Below are 16,059 nucleotides of genomic sequence, written 5' to 3' on the forward strand. Positions count from 1 at the left end.
GCCATTAAGGCTGAAATCGGCCACATGAAAACTGACGGGCGCCTCACATGCTGCGCCTTGAAAGGCACCATCGGCGACGCTCTCTTTGCCGCGCTCTGCGCCTGCGGCCACACCATCCGCAAGATCCTGGCCCACCTCAGACTCTGGCTTGTCCGCATTGTCGTCGCCATTTTGAACGCAGTGTACCACCCGGGTCGCCAGTATCAGGCCGTCACATCAGTCTGAATGCATTGTTTAAGGCGAACTCGATAGTTGATTGTCGGTATATCATGCCTTTCTCCATCGTAAAACCACGGCATCTGGCGCCATGCGATCACTTTACAGGCTGAAGCATCACGCGGAAGCGGTCAGAGAAAGACATGCGATCTTACACTTAACCACTAAAATTACATATATACATTCCTGTCCACGCGCGCCCCCTACCTCTTCACCAGTAAAGCCGTCCCAATTCCCCCCGCCGCCGCAATCGCAGCCAATCCAATCCCAGCCCGCAATTCATAAAACAACCGCACCGCCAGTACCGCGCCCGATGCCCCAATCGGATGCCCGCGCGAAAGCGCTCCGCCGCCAATATTTACCCGCGCAACATCCAACCCCGCCCCGGTCACACAGGCCATCGCCTGCACCGCGTAGGCTTCCATAATCTCAGCCACCTCGACCCTTTCAGCTGAAACTCCCACTCGTTTCAACACCGCCCGGATGGCCACGACGGGGGCCAATCCCGGCTCCTCTGGATCACCGCCCAGCGTCACCCCGCCCAAGATCCGCAGTCCCCGCCCCGCTGCCACTCGATCCGACACTACCAAAACAAACCCCGCCGCATCCGCCGCCACCGCCGTATTCGCCGCCGTGATCGACCCGCACACCAGCTTCGCCCGTGAAGCCACCACCAAACTCAACCCCCGCGCAAACACATCCCGAACCTGCCCCGCAACCGCCACAATCTCCCCCTCACAAACCCGCGCCTTGGCGTGACTCTCCACCGCCCACTGATCCTGTGCCGCCCGCGAAATCCCCAATCGCTCCGCCAGCGCAAACGCTGCCTCCGCCATCTCCGGATCACGCTCCGCCCAAGGTGTGAACCGCGCCTGATCATAGGCCACAGCCGCCCCCCCTTCAGGATCAGTCCGCAGCCGCAACGGACGCCGCGAATAACTCTCTGCCCCGCCCGCGATCACCACCTCGGCAGCCCCCGAATCCACCAAGGCCCGTGCGATCAGAACCGCATCCAGTCCCCCCGCGCATTGGCGGTCCACCGACAGACCCGCCACCCGTTTCGGAAGCCCAGCAGCCAGTGCCACCCGCCGGGCCGGATTCCCCCCCGCCCCAAGCGCGTTTGAACAGATCAATTCATCGACCGAGCTCGCCGAAATCCCCGCCGCCGCGAGCAATGCCTGCACCACAGGCGCACCCAATTCCTCAATCTCCAACCGCGAAAAGGCGCCACCCCGAGGCACTACCGCCGTCCGCTTCGCCGCCAAGATTACGCTCATAGCCCGACCTCGCGCGCCAATCGCCCAAGATCGGTTTTCCCCGAGGCCAACACCGGCCACTCCTGAACCCAGATTGCCGCGCGCGGCGCGATCAATGCCCCCAACCGCCCCCGACAGGCCGCCAAAATCGCAGCCTCAACCGAACGATCCCCCTGCAAAACCGCCACCATCACCGCCCCGCGCAAAACATCCTTACGCGGCAGCGCCGCCACACGAGACACCCCCGGCAGTCCGGCGATAAAGCTCTCAATCTCCTCCGGAAACACATTCTGATCCGCCACCGTCACCATCCGCCCCGCCCGCCCCGACAGATACAAATACCCGCCCTGCATCCGCCCCATCTCACCGACCGACAGCCAGCCCTGATCCCAGATCGCCCCGCCTGCATCTGCCCCGCCATAGCCCTGAAACAGATAAGGCGAGCGCACCCAAATCTGCCCCGCGCGCAGGTCAACCTCGACCCCCGGATAAACCGCGCCCACCGACTCCGCAGGCGCATCCGGCCCGGCCAAAGTGATAAAACTTGCCTCGGCCGCACCATAAAACTCCCGCACGTCCGCGCCCTCCAAAGCCGCGCGCAACCCCGCGTCCAGCTTCGAGCCACCAACCAAGATCAATCCCGATGCCTGCCACCCCGCCTCAACCAACAGCCTAAGTTGTGCCGGGGTCGCGTAAATCACCCCCACCCCCGCCAAGGCCCGCGCCTGCCGGTCTGGACGCATACCGCCGAGCAGCAGAACCTCGGCCCCCAGATGTAGCCCCTCCAGCGCGCCATACAGAGCCAGCGAATGCACCAGATCGCCCAGCACCGCGACGCGGCAACCCGGCCCGATGCCAAACAGCCCCGCGTTCACCGCGAAACTGGCAATCCAAGACTCCATACTGCGCGAAATCCGCCGGGGCGCACCGGAGGAGCCAGAGGTCAGCGCCTCAAACACCCCCTGCCCCTCTGGCTGCGGGCCCACACCACCAATCCGAAACGCCCGCCCCGGCGTAGCCAGTGCGGCGCGCAACGCCCGATCATCGCCCGTAACGCACGCCTCAGGATGCCACCGAAACCATTTCATCTTGGCCTAAATACTCCCGCCGGAGGCTCCCACACCACCACGACCCTAGCGTTTCAGCAAAGACGCCATCCGCCGCAGCGCCAGCAGATAGCCTTCGGTGCCAAAGCCCGCGATCACGCCTTCTGCCCGCCCCGACACATACGAATGATGCCGAAACGCCTCGCGCTTGTGGATGTTTGAGATATGCACCTCAAGAACAACGCCTTCAAACACGTTCAGCGCATCCAAAATCGCCACCGATGTGTGCGAATAGGCGCCGGGGTTGATGATGATCCCCGCCGCCACCCCGCGCGCGCTTTGGATCCAATCCACCAGTTGCCCCTCGTGGTTCGATTGCATACACTCCACCGTCAGCCCCAACTCCACAGCCAAGCCCGACAGGCCAGCCACCACATCGGCCAAGGTTTCCTGCCCGTAAATCTCGGGCTGGCGCAGGCCCAGCAGGTTCAGGTTCGGGCCATTCAGAACGAAAATCGGCTTCATTGCGGCATCCTTCGCGATATTTTCTAAGCTTTACCGCATCTTCCCCATAACCGCATAGAAAAAACGCGCCTCCCGTGGGGGGAGGCGCGCAAGTGGGTCGCTGGGTCTGGGGGACCTGCCGTCAGGGAGACGTTAACGCTTAAGCGACCTTTTCGAGTGCGATTTGTGGCGAAAGTTCCGGCGCAATCCCCAAAGCGCGGACAACTTCACGGGTCAGTTCCGGGCGGTTCAGAGTGTAGAAATGCAGATCTTCGACGCCGCCTTCGATCAGACGGCTGCACAAGGTTGTGCATTGCGTCAGCGCCAACAAATCTTCGCGCCCATCGCGTTTCGCCATCGCAAAGCCTTCGTCCAGACGTTGCGGAACGCTCGCACCGCAACGAGAGGCGAATTTCTTGGTGCTCTCCCATGACTGGATCGGCAGGATGCCCGGAACAACTGGCGCGGTGATACCCGCTGTGACGCAAGCATCGCGGAAGCGGAAGAACGTATCCGCCTCAAAGAAAAACTGCGTGATGGCAGAGCTAGCCCCGGCATCAATCTTGCGCTTCAACCAAGTTACGTCAGCGAATTCATCCGCGGCATCCGGGTGTTGCTCGGGATAGGCGCCAACCCGCAACTTGAATTTCCCGGTTTTCGACAAGGCCTCGACCAGTTCCACCGACGAGGCGAACCCATCCGCATGGGGCGTGAACCGATCCGCGCCCTTCGGGGCATCGCCACGCAAGGCTACGATCTCGGTCACACCCACGTCGGCATAAGCCTCTGCAATCTCAAGGGTTTCGGTGCGGCTGGCATCAACGCAAGTCAGGTGCGCGGCCACGTTCAGCCCGTAATTACGCTTGATGGCGGCCACCGCGTCATGTGTCAGCTTGCGGGTGGTGCCGCCCGCGCCATAGGTAACGGAGACAAAGTTCGGCTGCATCGGTGCCAGCACCTGCACGGTTTCCCACAGTTTGAACGAAGCGTCCAAGCTTTGCGGCGGGAAGAATTCAAACGAGATACGCGGTGCAGACATGATCAGGCTCCTTTTACTTGACCCCGTTATGCCAGAGCGCGTAAATTGAAGCCAATTCATAATTTTCACCATAATGATGAAAGTGGCGCATGTATCTGGAACTCCGCCACCTGCGCACCATCCGCGCCATCCATCAAGCCGGCGGCCTCGCCCGCGCCGCCGATCTGATGAACATGACACAGTCGGCGCTCAGCCATCAGGTTGCGGGACTGGAGGCGCAAGTCGGGATGGAGTTATTCGTGCGCCGTTCCAAACCGATGACCCTGTCGGCGGCGGGTATCCGTATGCTGCGCGCGGCAGAGCGTATCTTGCCGGAAATCACCGCGCTGGAGGAAGAATTCCGCGCGCTGCAAGCTGGCAAAACGGGCCGCTTGCACATAGCTATTCAATGTCACGCCTGCTTTGACTGGTTGTTTCCGGTGCTGGAACTGTTCCGCCACGCTTGGCCCGAGGTCGATGTCGACATCCGCGCGGGCCTCGCCTTTGACAGCTTCCCCGCCCTGTTGCGCGAAGAAGTCGATCTGGTGATCTCGTCCAACCCAGAGCCGCTGCCCGGCATCAGCTTCAACCCATTGTTCGATTATCACCCGATGTTCATTGCCTCATCGCAAAACCCGCTCTCGGCCAAGCCGATGATTGAGGCCGAAGATTTTCGCGACCAGACCCTGATCACCTATCCGGTGCCGCGCGATAAGCTGGATGTATTCACCGAACTGCTGACCGCCGCCCGGATTGAGCCGCGCGCCCAGCGCCCGGTGGAACTGACCGCCGTGATCCTGATGCTGGTGGGTTCCAATCGCGGCGTAGCGGTGCTGCCCGATTGGGTGCTGCGCGATGTGAAATCCAACGCCGATTACATCACCCGCCCGTTGGGGCCGGGCAGCATCACCAAACGCCTCTATGCCGCCACCCGCGAAGAAGACGCCAGCAAGCCCTATATCGGCCATTTCCTGAAACTGGGGCGATCCGAAGCGGTCAAACTGCAGCGCGGATAGGGCACGGCTGCATCCAGCCCCAGCGCTCTGCGCATCCCAGCCATGCAAGAAACGCATTAGAATAATAAGCAGGCTTATTATATCCATGCCTAATGAATTTTGCACAAGATCAGCTAGGCCCCCTGCTGCACGACGCCGCGCGTCTGGTGCGCAAACGCTTTGCGCAGCGGGCGTCGGAATATGGCCTGTCCTCGGCGCAGTGGCGGCTTCTGGCCGTGGTGCTGCGCGAAGGTCGCGCCAGCCAAGCCCGCATCGCCGACAAATTGGAAATCGAGCCTATCTCGGTCTCGCGGCTTGTGGACCGGATGGAGCAAGCCGGTTGGGTCGCGCGTGAGCCTGACCCCGAGGATCGCCGCGTGCGTGTGATCGTGCCAACCGCCTCGACGCTGCTGATCCGTAATGACTTGAAGGCAATGGCGGATTCCGTCTTTGCCGAAGCGCTGTCGGGCCTAGCCCCCGAAGCGCGCACCGCTTTGATCGCCGGGCTGACCTCGGTGACCGCAACATTGTCTCAGGCCGTCTGCGATGCAGCGGCTGACGCAAAGGACATCTGAAAATGACCGCCAGTTCGACCAACACCCCCGCCGCAAACACAGCCCCCGCAACCGTCACCCCGATTACACCTATGACTGCTCCTGTCCCCATCCCCGCCCCCCGCAACAAGCGCCGGGTGCTGATGATCGCGGGCCCCTTGGTGCTGCTGGCGGCGGCGGGCGGCTATTGGCTGATGGGCGGGCGGTATGAAGAAACCGAAAACGCTTACCTGCACCAAGCCCGCATCGCGGTTGCCTCGTCGGTGCCGGGCCGGATTGATAAGGTGCTGGTGAAAGACAACCAAACCGTCAAGGCTGGCGACGTGCTGTTCCAAGTCGATCCCGTACCTTACAAGCTGGCGCAAGCCCAAGCCGATGCCGCCGTCACCGCCGCCCGCATCACGGTCGAGCAGTTGAAACTGGCCTACGGCACCGCTCAATCCAACCTGCAACTGGCCGAGGATGAAGCGGCCTACCAAACGGTTGAGCGCGAGCGGCAGGAAAGCCTCGGCGCGAAAGGTGTCGCCACCGACTCCAATCTCATCGACGCCCGCCACGCCGAACGCACCGCGCTCGACAAGCGAGATCTCGCCAAGCAAGCCGTCGCTTCGGCCTTGGCTGCCATCGGTGGCGATCCGCTGATCCCAACCGACAATCATCCCGCCGTGCGCGCAACCGTCATCGCCCGCGAACAAGCCGCCTATGACTACGCAAACGCCGTGGTCAAGGCGCCAGCCAATGGCGTGATTTACCAAGCCTCGTCGTTCAAACCGGGCCAGATGGTCGCCGCAGGCCAAAGCCTGTTCGCGCTGGTGCAGACCGATGACATCTGGGTCGATGCCAATTTCAAAGAAACCCAGCTTGCAGGCATCACCGTGGGCGCACCGGCCGAGTTGACCTTCGATGCCGATCCGGGCCGCAAGATAGAGGCCGTGGTGGCCGCCATTGGCGCAGGCACGGGCTCAGAGTTTTCACTGCTGCCCGCCCAGAACGCCACTGGCAACTGGGTGAAAGTCACCCAGCGCGTGCCGGTGACGCTGAAACTGGTCAACCCGGCGGATGCCGCTGGCCTTGCCTCGGGCGTCAGCGCCAGCGTTTCGGTGGACACGGGCCGTCACCGCTTGATCTCAGACCTGCTGCCCAGCTTCCTGAAGTAAACCACCATGAGCACCGCCCCCACCACAGAAGTTCCGCATAAGGGCTTGATCACGCTATCGATTATGCTGGCGACGATCATGCAGGTGCTGGACACCACCATCGCCAACGTCGCTTTGCCGACGATGACGGGTGACCTAGGCGCGTCCCAAGACACCATCACTTGGGTGCTGACCAGCTACATCGTGGCATCTGCCATCATGACCCCGGCCACCGGCTGGATTTCTGACCGCATCGGCAAGCGCGAGTTCTTTCTGATCTCGATTGCCGGCTTCGTTGCCACCTCCATCGCCTGTGGTCTGGCGTGGAGTCTACCTTCAATGGTGTTCTTCCGCCTGCTACAAGGCATCTTTGGCGCGGCTATCGTGCCGCTGTCGCAAACCTTCCTGCTCGACATCAACCCGCGCGAAAAAGCCGGTCAAGCCATGGCGCTTTGGGGGGCTGGCATCATGGTCGGCCCAATCATCGGCCCCACTTTGGGCGGCTGGCTGACCGAAAGCTTCAGCTGGCGCTGGGTGTTCTTTGTCAATCTGCCCGTGGGCATCATCGCCTTCCTCGGTTGTGCTGCCTATCTTCCAAAATCCGTGACCCGTCCGCGCCGCTTTGATTTCTTCGGCTTCGGTATGCTGTCCATCGGCATCGGTGCCTTGCAACTGATGCTGGATCGCGGCGGCGAGGTCGATTGGTTCTCCTCTGCCGAGATTTGGCTTTATCTGTTCCTGACCCTGACGGGGATGTGGGTTTTCGTGATCCATATCTTAGGCGCGGAAAGACCCTTCCTTGACCCCCGCATGTTCCTGGATCGCAACTTCTCCACGGGCCTTGTATTCATCTTCATCATCGGCATCATCTTGTTGGCCAGCCTTGCGTTGCTGCCGCCGATGCTGTCGAAAATCTTCGGCTATCCCACCATCACGACGGGTATGGTAATGGCCCCGCGCGGCGTCGGCACGATGATTTCGATGATCATGGTGGGGCGACTGGTGCAAAAGGTCGATGCCCGCCTGTTGGTGTCCGTCGGACTGATCCTGACCGCCGCCTCGCTGCACTATATGACGCAGTTCACCCCGCAGATGGATTCTGGCCCGGTGATCTGGACAGGCGTGCTTCAAGGCCTGGGGTTGGGGTTGGTGTTCGTGCCGCTGTCGACCATCGCCTTCGCCACCATAGATCCGGCCTACCGCGCCGATGCCACCAGCCTGTTTTCGCTGGTGCGCAATATCGGCTCTTCAATCGGGATTTCGATGGTGACGCTGATGCTGACGCGGAATTTGCAGGTCAATCATGCCGATCTGTCCGTCTCGATCTCGCCGTACAACCCCAACTTCAACATGGTGGTGCCGCCCGGTACGTTGACGGCGGCGACCCTGCAACAGATGGAGGGGTTGGTTTCCAGCCAAGCCCTGATGATCAGCTATATCGACGACTTCTATCTGATGATGGTGATCACGCTCTGCGCGCTGCCCTTGGCGTTTTTGCTGAAAAAGGCCCAGCCCCGCGTGATGGCCCCCGGCGAAGCCCCGGTTGCGCATGATTGATTTCCGCTTGGACAGGCGCTATAATTTAGGGGCGTACAAACCACAGGAGGGGTGCATGTTCCTGCTCTGCCACCCACGCACCTATGGCTCTGCAGCGGCCCTGCCTTTGTTGCAGGGCTGACACGACCCGCATCGCAGGTCTTCCGGTCCGCCCCTAACGGCGCTTTTGCGCTTATTTCTATGCGGATGAATCCATGACCTTGCTTGCCACCAAATCCTTGGCCCTCACCCTCGGCCAACCCCTGTTCACCGACCTTAGCTTCAGCATTGAACCCGGCGACCGCCTTGGCCTGATCGCTGCCAACGGACGCGGCAAATCCAGCCTGCTGCGCTGCTTGGCCGGCACATTGGAGCCGACCTCTGGCGAAATCACCCGCACCCGAGGCTTAAAATCCGCGCTGGTCGATCAAGACGTCCCCACCAGCCTGTTGCCCCTAACCTTCCGCGAGGCTACCCTCGCCGCCCTGCCCGCCGATCAAGCCGCGTATGAGTCGTGGCGGGCCGAGATTGTGCTGGATGATCTCTGCATTCCCGAAGCCCTGCGTGACACGTCGCTGTCCGCCCTGTCTGGCGGATGGCAACGCACCGCCCTTTTGGCCCGCGCCGCGATCCACGAGCCTGATCTTTATCTGCTGGACGAGCCGACCAACCACCTCGACCTCTCGCGTATCGGCACCCTGCAGCGCTGGCTCGGCACCCTGCCCCGCGATACCGCCGTGATCACCACCAGCCACGACCGCGCCTTCCTCGATGCCGCCACCGCGCGCAGCCTGTTCCTGCGCGCCACCGCCAGCCGGATCTTCGCGCTGCCCTATTCCCGCGCCCGCGCCGCGTTGGAAGAATCCGACGCCGCCGACTCGCGCCGCTTTGAAAATGATCTGAACAAAGCCGACCAACTCCGCCGCCAAGCCGCCAAGCTAAAAAACATAGGCATCAACTCGGGCTCGGATCTGTTGATCACCAAGACCAAGCAGTTGAAAGACCGCGCCGAAAAGCTAGAGGCCGCCGCCCGCCCCGCCCACCGAGAAACCTCATCCGGCGCGATCAAACTGGCCAATTCCGGCACCCATGCCAAAGCCCTGATCACCTTGAACGACGCGCCGATCACCACACCCGATGACCGCCCTTTGTTCCACACCGGCCAAAAATGGATCGAGCGTGGCGACCGCGTGGTGATCTTGGGCGCCAATGGCACCGGCAAATCCCAAATGATCCGCGCCGTGCTGGCCGCGATTCAAACTGGGCATCCCACGATCAAAGCCGCTGCGACCCTCGCCCTCGGCTACTCCGACCAAAACCTCGCGCAACTGCCCGACGCGATGACCCCGCAAGCCCTGATCAGCCAACACGCCAACGACCAAACCACCAAAACCCTGCTCGCAGGCGCTGGCATCAAACCCGATTGGCAAACCCGGCCTTTGGGCAAACTATCCGGCGGCCAAAGAGCCCGGCTTGCGATGCTGTTGCTGCGCCTGTCCAACCCCAACTTCTACCTGCTGGACGAACCTACCAACCATCTCGACATCGAAGGCCAAGAGGCGCTTGAACAAGAACTCCTCACCCAAGGTGCCACCTGCCTGCTGGTCAGCCACGACCGCGATTTCATCCGCGCCGTGGGTAGCCGCTTTTGGCAAGTCGAAAAGCGCAAGCTGATCGAGGTCGATGGCCCAGAGCCGTTCTTCAAAGCCGAACTCAACCGCCAGCCTTAACCACCCCGCCGCCTTGCGCTCTTTCCCCCACCCGTGTATGCCCCCCACCTTACGCCCCACCCCAGACGCGACCGGAGTCCCCGCCCATGCAAGGCAGTGCCAACCTCAACCTGATGATCAAGGCCGCCCGCCGCGCTGGCAAAGCGCTGGTGAAAGACTTCCGCGAGGTCGAGAACCTGCAAGTCTCGACCAAAGGCCCCGGTGATTTCGTCACCAAAGCCGACCGCGAGGCCGAGCGGATCATCAAAGAGGATCTGATGGGCGCCCGCCCCACCTATGGCTGGCTGGGCGAGGAGACGGGTGAGCAAGAAGGCCAGGACCCCACCCGGCGCTGGATCGTCGATCCTTTGGATGGCACCACCAACTTCCTGCACGGCATGCCGCATTGGGCGATTTCGATCGCACTAGAGCACAAGGGCGAGATCACCTCTGCCGTGGTGTTCGACGCCGCCAAGGATGAGATGTTCTGGGCCGAAAAAGGTTCAGGCGCTTGGATGAACGACCGCCGCCTGCGGGTGTCGGGCCGCCGCGCCATGCACGAGGCGGTGTTTGCTACGGGTGTGCCGTTCAGCACCAAGAAAACCCTGCCTGCCACCCTCGCCGACCTCGCTCGCCTGATGCCCGCCTGTGCCGGCATGCGCCGCTGGGGCGTCGCCTCGCTGGACCTCGCCTACGTCGCTGCGGGTCGTTTCGACGGCTATTGGGAGCGCGAGTTGCATCAATGGGACATTGCCGCAGGCATCCTGTTGGTGAAAGAAGCCGGAGGGTTGATCGGCCCGGTGCGCGAAGGCTATGACATCTTGGAAAAAGGCGCCTTGATCTGCGCCAATCAGGCGCTGTTCGCGCCGTTGACCAAAATCATTCGCGACGTGTAGGCGATTTTTAAGAAAAATCGTGGCCCCGGCTTGGACATCTAGCGCGCTGAACTAACGTTTGGGCACGCGCGGGATACGGCTGGGGCTGAACAAATATTCCGCTGCCGGATGCGGTGGCTTGCCTTTGTTCTGCACCCAAAACCCGCGCCGCAGCAGCACAGGCAGCACCAACACCGCCCCGGCAATAAAACCGCCGACATGGGCAAGGTAGGCCACGCCATCCGCAGTCGCAGAATAGCCATTAAAGCTTTGCACCGCGAACCAAATTCCCAGCACGACCCAAGCCGGGATCGAAAACACCCGGAAAAAGATGATGAAAATCAACAGCACATCGACACGGGCACGCGGAAACAGCACCAGATAGCCGCCGAGCACCCCGGCAATCGCCCCCGAGGCCCCAATCAGCGGCCCATCAAACCCCGGGTCGCCCGCCACCTGCAACGCCGCAGCCGCGAGCCCACAGGCAAGATAGAACAAAAAGTAGCGCAGATGGCCCAGCACATCTTCCAGATTGTCACCAAAGATCCACAAAAACAGCATGTTACCCGCCAGATGCATCCAGCCGCCATGCAGGAACATATGACTGATCAGCGTGGAATACCCCTCGCCCTGCATCAGCCAAGCGGGCACCAGCCCCCAAGTGTAGTAGAACTCCGCCAGCGCATACTCGCTGCGCAAGCCAAACCAAGATACCACGAACACCGCGATATTCACCGCAAGCAGCGCGTAGGTCACATAGGGCACCCGGCCCGAGGGGTTATGATCGCGGATTGGAAACATGCGGCAGCGTTTCCGATCTGGCGCGCGGCGTCAAGCTAAGTTGAAAGATTGCGCCGGGGGGCTGACGCCCCCCCCCCCCGGCATGCGATTGGCAAGAACCGAACCCACTCCCCCCAAGAATACTTACAGGCAGAGGATGACCATAAGCAGGGTCAGCCAGAGACTTCCGCCAGCAGTTGCGCATTGCCGCCCGAGGCTGTGGTGTCGATGCAGACATGCCGCTCCAGCATCACATGGGCTGCATCCGGCATATCGCCAATCAGCGACAGAATTGGCCCCTTGCGTGCGGCCAAAGCCTGCGCCCGCGCCCGGCCTTGCGCGGCGTCGCCCCACCACACAGCCCCGGAAAACCCCTCCAGCCGGGTCAGCGCCAGCGGAGCGAGGCCGTCGGCCAGCACAGCTTGCCCGCCCAAAGCCCGGACCGCCTGCGCCTGCGCTTCAGCCGCCTGCGGCCCCGGCCCAAGACAGAGGAGTGGCGCGCGCGGGCTGGCGGTCAGCCGGTTTGACTCACCTGTCGGCCCCGGCAACACCAGCGCATAGGCAGGGCCCTGCGGCGCGGGCAGGTTTTTCAGCGCCTTCGCCACCTCGGCCTCCGGCAAATCCGGGCTGGCCGCATCGGCAGCCGCCGCCGCTTTGATGGTGAAGCGGTGCAGATATTCCGGCCCGCCTGCTTTCGGCCCGGTGCCGGAAAGCCCCTCACCACCAAAGGGTTGACTGCCGACCACCGCGCCGATCTGGTTGCGGTTGACGTAAAGATTGCCGACATGCAGCGCCTCAGTCACCGCCTGCACCCGGTCATCAATCCGGGTGTGCAGCCCAAAGGTCAGCCCGTAGCCGGTGGCGTTCACCGCCTGCACCACCTGATCGACCTCACCCGCCTTGAAGGTGGCGATATGCAGCACCGGACCGAAAATCTCGCGCGGCATTTCGGCGATGCCAGCCACTTTGATCACCGTCGGGGCGATAAACGTGCCTTGCGTCGGAGCATTCATTTCGCGCAACACCCGGCCTTCCGCGCGGGCCGCTGCGATGTAGTCGCGGATACCGCCCTGCGCCTGCGCGTCGATCACTGGCCCCACGTCGGTCGCCAAATCCAAAGGATCGCCCAAAACCAACTCATCCATTGCGCCAAACAGCATTTCCTGCACCGTTTGTGCCACATCTTCCTGCACATAAAGGCAGCGCAGCGCCGAGCAGCGTTGCCCCGCTGATTGGAAGCTGGAAGCGAGTATATCGCGCACCGCCTGTTCCGGCAGCGCCGTGCTATCGACGAGCATCGCGTTCAAGCCGCCCGTCTCTGCGATCAACGGAGCGGTTGGATCCATAAAATCGGCCATCGAGCGGCGGATTTTCAGCGCGGTTTCGGTGGACCCCGTAAAGGCCACGCCCTTGATGCGCGCATCTTTAGTGATCATCCCGCCAACACCGCCATCGCCCGGCAACAGTTGCAACGCACTGGCCGGAACCCCAGCCTTCCACAGCAACTCCACCGCCAGCCCCGCGATCAGCGGCGTCTGCGGCGCGGGTTTTGCCAGCACAGTATTCCCCGCAGCGAGGGCCGCGCCGATCTGCCCCGAGAAGATTGCCAGCGGGAAATTCCACGGGCTGATGCAGGCAAACACCCCGCGCGCAGGGGCGGTCAGCGCAGCCCCGCCATCGGCATAATAGCGCAGAAAGTCAACCGCTTCGCGCAGTTCCGACACCGAATCGGCCAAGGATTTTCCCGCCTCGCGCGCCAGCAGCGCAAAGATCGCGCCGCACGAAGCCTCATACAAATCCGCCGCCCGCCGCAGCACAGTCGCACGGGTTGCCGCATCCGCCGTCCAAGGCTCTGCCAGCCGCAACGCGGTCTCCACATCCGCCTCAGATGCGCTCAGCACATGGCCGACCAGCGCACCCGTCGCCGGATTGCGCACCTCCTGCCGCAAGCCGCCGACGCTATGGCCCGCCAGCATCGGCCGCGCCTCAAACAATGTCGCCTCATGCGGCTGCCGCTCCGCCGCAAGTGCGGCAAGATCGCCCGCATCGGTCAAATCCCAGCCCTTGGCGTTCTTGCGCGCGCCAAATAGCCCCGGCCCCGTTGCAATCACGGAACTGGCCACTGGATGCATCGCCTCCATCGCAGAAATCGGACACGCCGCCACGGTTTCCGAGCTGACCTCCTCATTCACAATTTGGTTCACGAAACTGGAGTTCGCGCCATTTTCCAACAACCGCCGCACGAGGTAAGCCAGCAGATCGCGATGCGCACCCACCGGCGCATAAATCCGGCAACGTGTGGCGTTGTCGGTCAGCACAATATCGTGCAGCCGCTCGCCCATACCGTGCAAGCGCTGGAACTCAAACGACTTCTTATCGTCTGCCATCTCCAGAATAGCCGCCACCGTATGCGCGTTATGGGTGGCAAACTGCGGATAAATCCGGTCGGTCATGCCCAGCAACTTGCGCGCATTGGCGATGTAGCTGACATCCGTCGCCTGTTTGCGGGTGAACACCGGGAAGCTTTGCAGCCCCAAAACCTGCGCCCGCTTCACCTCGGCGTCCCAATAAGCCCCCTTCACCAACCGCACCATGATCTTGCGATCCAAGCGGACTGACAACGCATAAAGCCAGTCAATCACTGCCCCGGCGCGCCGCCCGTAGGCCTGCACCACCACGCCAAACCCATCCCAACCGCGCAAAGCCGGATCGGACAGCACCGCCTCGATCACCTCCAGCGACAAGGCCAGCCGATCGGCTTCCTCGGCATCAATGTTGAACCCCAACCCCGCCGCCTTCGCGAGCCCCGCCAAAGCGCGAACCCGCGGCACCAATTCCTCCATCACCCGCGCCCGCTTGGCGACCTCGTAGCGCGGATGCAGCGCCGATAGTTTCACCGAAATCCCCGGATTGCTGCGAATATCCCCGGTGACCGCCGCCTTCGCAATCGAGGTAATCGCCGCCGAATAAGACAGATGATAGCGCCGTGCATCAGCTTCGGTCCGCGCGGCTTCCCCCAACATATCATAGCTGTAAGTATAGCCCTGCCCTTCCAGCACGGTCGCGCGTTTCATCGCTTTTTCAATGGTTTCGCCCAACACAAAGTTGCGCCCCATCTCTTTCATTGCCCGCGTCACCGCCCCCCTAATCACTGGCTCGCCCAAGCGTTTCACCGCCGCTTTCAGATGGCCGACCACGCCGGGCTCGCGCTCATCCAGCACCTTTCCAGTCAGCATCAAGGCCCAAGTTGAGGCATTCACCAGCGATGACGCCGATTTTCCCAGATGCCGTCCCCAATCCGATGGCGCGATCTTATCCTCGATCAACGCATCCATCGTCACGGCATCCGGCACCCTGAGCAGCGCCTCGGCCAGACACATCAGCGCAATACCTTCATCGGTGGAAAGCCCGTACTCGGCGAGGAAAACCTCCATCAACCCCGGCTTGGCCGAGCCCCGGATCCGGCGCACGAAATCCGCGCCCAAAGCCGTCACCCGCGCGCGTTGAGCCTGATCCATCCCCGCCTCGGTAGTCAATTCGGCCACTAAAGCCGCCTCATCCCGCAGAGAATCACGCTCAATCACCGTCCACGCATCGCTCATAGCAGCCCCCTAAAGATTTCGCCCATGATAGCGCAGGTTTGACAGGCTGTTTCCCTCATTATACAATGAAGCGCAGCCGAAACGCCGCAAAAGGATCACCGCGCCATGCCAATCGACCGCGCCCAGCTTGACCGTTTCGACCATGCCATCCTGCGCGAACTCAGTATGGATGGCCGGATCAGCGCCACCGAACTTGGCCGCCGCATTGGTTTGTCAAAATCCCCCACTCAAGCCCGGATGAAACGGCTGGAGGACGGTGGCGTGATCATTGGCTACCGCGCCAATCTTGATCCGATCCGCATGGGCCAAGCCCATGTCGCCTTTGTCGAGGTGCGGCTGTCGGACACCCGCGAAGCCGCTTTGCAGGCTTTCAACAAGGCGGTGCTGGCGGTTCCAGAGGTCGAGCAGGCCCATATGATCGCCAGCCGCTTTGATTACCTACTGAAAGTCCGCACCACCGATATCCAAGATTACCGCCGCGTGCTGGCCGAGCGTATCTCTGCCCTGCCACATGTGGCCTCCACCTCGACCTATGTCGCGATGGAAGCGGTCAAAGAATTGTTCTGAAGCGGTTTTGCCTGCAATGGGCTCCGGCCGGACGTGGGCCGTCACGACCAACCGGTCTTGCGACGTTAAGTCTTTGGTTCTAGGCATTTCGCGCAAGGTCGCGCGCGCTCATCGCGCTTTTGTATCAGCGGTCTCAAGCACAACATTGCCCACCGCCATCAGCGGCTTTTGCGCGCCCGAACGACGGTTTGGGGCGAGGCGTAGTCGCCGTTCTTTAGGATAGCTGAAGATTGCTGCTTTTTCGGGCGCAGATCAATCCCACCCC

At 62.0% G+C, this 16,059-nt stretch carries 13 protein-coding genes and 1 pseudogene; 8 read left to right on the top strand and 6 right to left on the bottom strand.

Features of this window, described 5'->3' with window-relative positions; translation table 11 throughout:
• Positions 1 to 225, top strand: a pseudogene (locus Q7V03_RS19265) (hypothetical protein); the annotation flags it as partial.
• A 194-nt stretch (positions 226 to 419) separates the two neighbouring features.
• On the opposite strand, the gene Q7V03_RS19270 reads toward Q7V03_RS19265, so the two are convergent.
• The 4 genes from Q7V03_RS19270 to metF form a co-directional block, all read right to left on the bottom strand.
• Positions 420 to 1,493 carry a thiolase family protein gene (locus Q7V03_RS19270; RefSeq protein ID WP_304927212.1) on the bottom strand — a complete coding sequence of 358 codons (1,074 nt, stop codon included), beginning with the start codon at positions 1,491 to 1,493 and terminating at the stop codon, positions 420 to 422.
• Positions 1,490 to 2,560 (bottom strand): AMP-binding protein, encoded by a 1,071-nt coding sequence (locus Q7V03_RS19275; protein WP_304927213.1) that lies wholly within the window; start codon positions 2,558 to 2,560, stop codon positions 1,490 to 1,492. The genes Q7V03_RS19270 and Q7V03_RS19275 overlap by 4 nt, the downstream gene beginning before the upstream one ends.
• A gap of 45 nt (positions 2,561 to 2,605) precedes the next feature.
• Positions 2,606 to 3,043 carry a type II 3-dehydroquinate dehydratase gene (gene aroQ / locus Q7V03_RS19280; RefSeq protein WP_304927214.1) on the bottom strand — a complete coding sequence of 146 codons (438 nt, stop codon included), beginning with the start codon at positions 3,041 to 3,043 and terminating at the stop codon, positions 2,606 to 2,608.
• 139 nt (positions 3,044 to 3,182) lie between these two features.
• Positions 3,183 to 4,061, bottom strand: a complete 879-nt coding sequence (metF, locus tag Q7V03_RS19285; RefSeq protein WP_304927215.1) for a methylenetetrahydrofolate reductase [NAD(P)H] — start codon at positions 4,059 to 4,061, stop codon at positions 3,183 to 3,185.
• Positions 4,062 to 4,150: 89 nt separating this feature from the next.
• On the opposite strand from metF, the gene Q7V03_RS19290 reads away from it, so the two are divergent.
• From Q7V03_RS19290 to Q7V03_RS19315, 6 genes are all read left to right on the top strand, one after another.
• Entirely contained in the window at positions 4,151 to 5,056 is a 906-nt protein-coding gene (locus Q7V03_RS19290) for a LysR family transcriptional regulator (protein ID WP_304927216.1), read from the top strand.
• A gap of 92 nt (positions 5,057 to 5,148) precedes the next feature.
• Positions 5,149 to 5,610 carry a MarR family winged helix-turn-helix transcriptional regulator gene (locus Q7V03_RS19295; RefSeq protein WP_304927217.1) on the top strand — a complete coding sequence of 154 codons (462 nt, stop codon included), beginning with the start codon at positions 5,149 to 5,151 and terminating at the stop codon, positions 5,608 to 5,610.
• 2 nt (positions 5,611 to 5,612) lie between these two features.
• A complete protein-coding gene (locus Q7V03_RS19300; RefSeq protein ID WP_304927218.1) occupies positions 5,613 to 6,746 on the top strand; it encodes an HlyD family secretion protein in 1,134 nt (377 codons plus the stop codon).
• Positions 6,747 to 6,752: 6 nt separating this feature from the next.
• On the top strand, positions 6,753 to 8,282 hold the full coding sequence (locus Q7V03_RS19305; protein WP_304927219.1) for a DHA2 family efflux MFS transporter permease subunit: 1,530 nt from the start codon (positions 6,753 to 6,755) through the stop codon (positions 8,280 to 8,282).
• Positions 8,283 to 8,476: 194 nt separating this feature from the next.
• A complete protein-coding gene (locus Q7V03_RS19310) occupies positions 8,477 to 9,991 on the top strand; it encodes an ABC-F family ATP-binding cassette domain-containing protein (protein WP_304927220.1) in 1,515 nt (504 codons plus the stop codon).
• A gap of 86 nt (positions 9,992 to 10,077) precedes the next feature.
• Positions 10,078 to 10,866 (top strand): inositol monophosphatase family protein, encoded by a 789-nt coding sequence (locus Q7V03_RS19315; protein ID WP_304927221.1) that lies wholly within the window; start codon positions 10,078 to 10,080, stop codon positions 10,864 to 10,866.
• 51 nt (positions 10,867 to 10,917) lie between these two features.
• On the opposite strand, the gene Q7V03_RS19320 is transcribed toward Q7V03_RS19315, so the two are convergent.
• Positions 10,918 to 11,646: a rhomboid family intramembrane serine protease gene (locus Q7V03_RS19320; RefSeq protein WP_304927222.1), complete on the bottom strand. Its 729-nt coding sequence runs from the start codon at positions 11,644 to 11,646 to the stop codon at positions 10,918 to 10,920.
• A 152-nt stretch (positions 11,647 to 11,798) separates the two neighbouring features.
• Positions 11,799 to 15,227, bottom strand: coding sequence for a bifunctional proline dehydrogenase/L-glutamate gamma-semialdehyde dehydrogenase PutA (gene putA, locus Q7V03_RS19325; protein WP_304927223.1), 3,429 nt, complete (start codon positions 15,225 to 15,227; stop codon positions 11,799 to 11,801).
• A gap of 105 nt (positions 15,228 to 15,332) precedes the next feature.
• Between putA and Q7V03_RS19330 the strand changes: the two genes are divergently transcribed.
• Positions 15,333 to 15,794: an Lrp/AsnC family transcriptional regulator gene (locus tag Q7V03_RS19330; protein ID WP_304927224.1), complete on the top strand. Its 462-nt coding sequence runs from the start codon at positions 15,333 to 15,335 to the stop codon at positions 15,792 to 15,794.
• Positions 15,795 to 16,059: the final 265 nt, after the last annotated feature.

It is taken from the genome of Cypionkella sp., from assembly GCF_030652235.1.
Lineage (GTDB): Bacteria > Pseudomonadota > Alphaproteobacteria > Rhodobacterales > Rhodobacteraceae > Cypionkella.

Coding starts and splice junctions, on each gene's coding strand:
- Q7V03_RS19270 (WP_304927212.1), bottom strand. CDS start 1,493: ATGAGCGTAATCTTGGCGGCGAAGCGGACGGCGGTAGTGCCTCGGGGT.
- Q7V03_RS19275 (WP_304927213.1), bottom strand. CDS start 2,560: ATGAAATGGTTTCGGTGGCATCCTGAGGCGTGCGTTACGGGCGATGAT.
- aroQ (WP_304927214.1), bottom strand. CDS start 3,043: ATGAAGCCGATTTTCGTTCTGAATGGCCCGAACCTGAACCTGCTGGGC.
- metF (WP_304927215.1), bottom strand. CDS start 4,061: ATGTCTGCACCGCGTATCTCGTTTGAATTCTTCCCGCCGCAAAGCTTG.
- Q7V03_RS19290 (WP_304927216.1), top strand. CDS start 4,151: ATGTATCTGGAACTCCGCCACCTGCGCACCATCCGCGCCATCCATCAA.
- Q7V03_RS19295 (WP_304927217.1), top strand. CDS start 5,149: ATGAATTTTGCACAAGATCAGCTAGGCCCCCTGCTGCACGACGCCGCG.
- Q7V03_RS19300 (WP_304927218.1), top strand. CDS start 5,613: ATGACCGCCAGTTCGACCAACACCCCCGCCGCAAACACAGCCCCCGCA.
- Q7V03_RS19305 (WP_304927219.1), top strand. CDS start 6,753: ATGAGCACCGCCCCCACCACAGAAGTTCCGCATAAGGGCTTGATCACG.
- Q7V03_RS19310 (WP_304927220.1), top strand. CDS start 8,477: ATGACCTTGCTTGCCACCAAATCCTTGGCCCTCACCCTCGGCCAACCC.
- Q7V03_RS19315 (WP_304927221.1), top strand. CDS start 10,078: ATGCAAGGCAGTGCCAACCTCAACCTGATGATCAAGGCCGCCCGCCGC.
- Q7V03_RS19320 (WP_304927222.1), bottom strand. CDS start 11,646: ATGTTTCCAATCCGCGATCATAACCCCTCGGGCCGGGTGCCCTATGTG.
- putA (WP_304927223.1), bottom strand. CDS start 15,227: ATGAGCGATGCGTGGACGGTGATTGAGCGTGATTCTCTGCGGGATGAG.
- Q7V03_RS19330 (WP_304927224.1), top strand. CDS start 15,333: ATGCCAATCGACCGCGCCCAGCTTGACCGTTTCGACCATGCCATCCTG.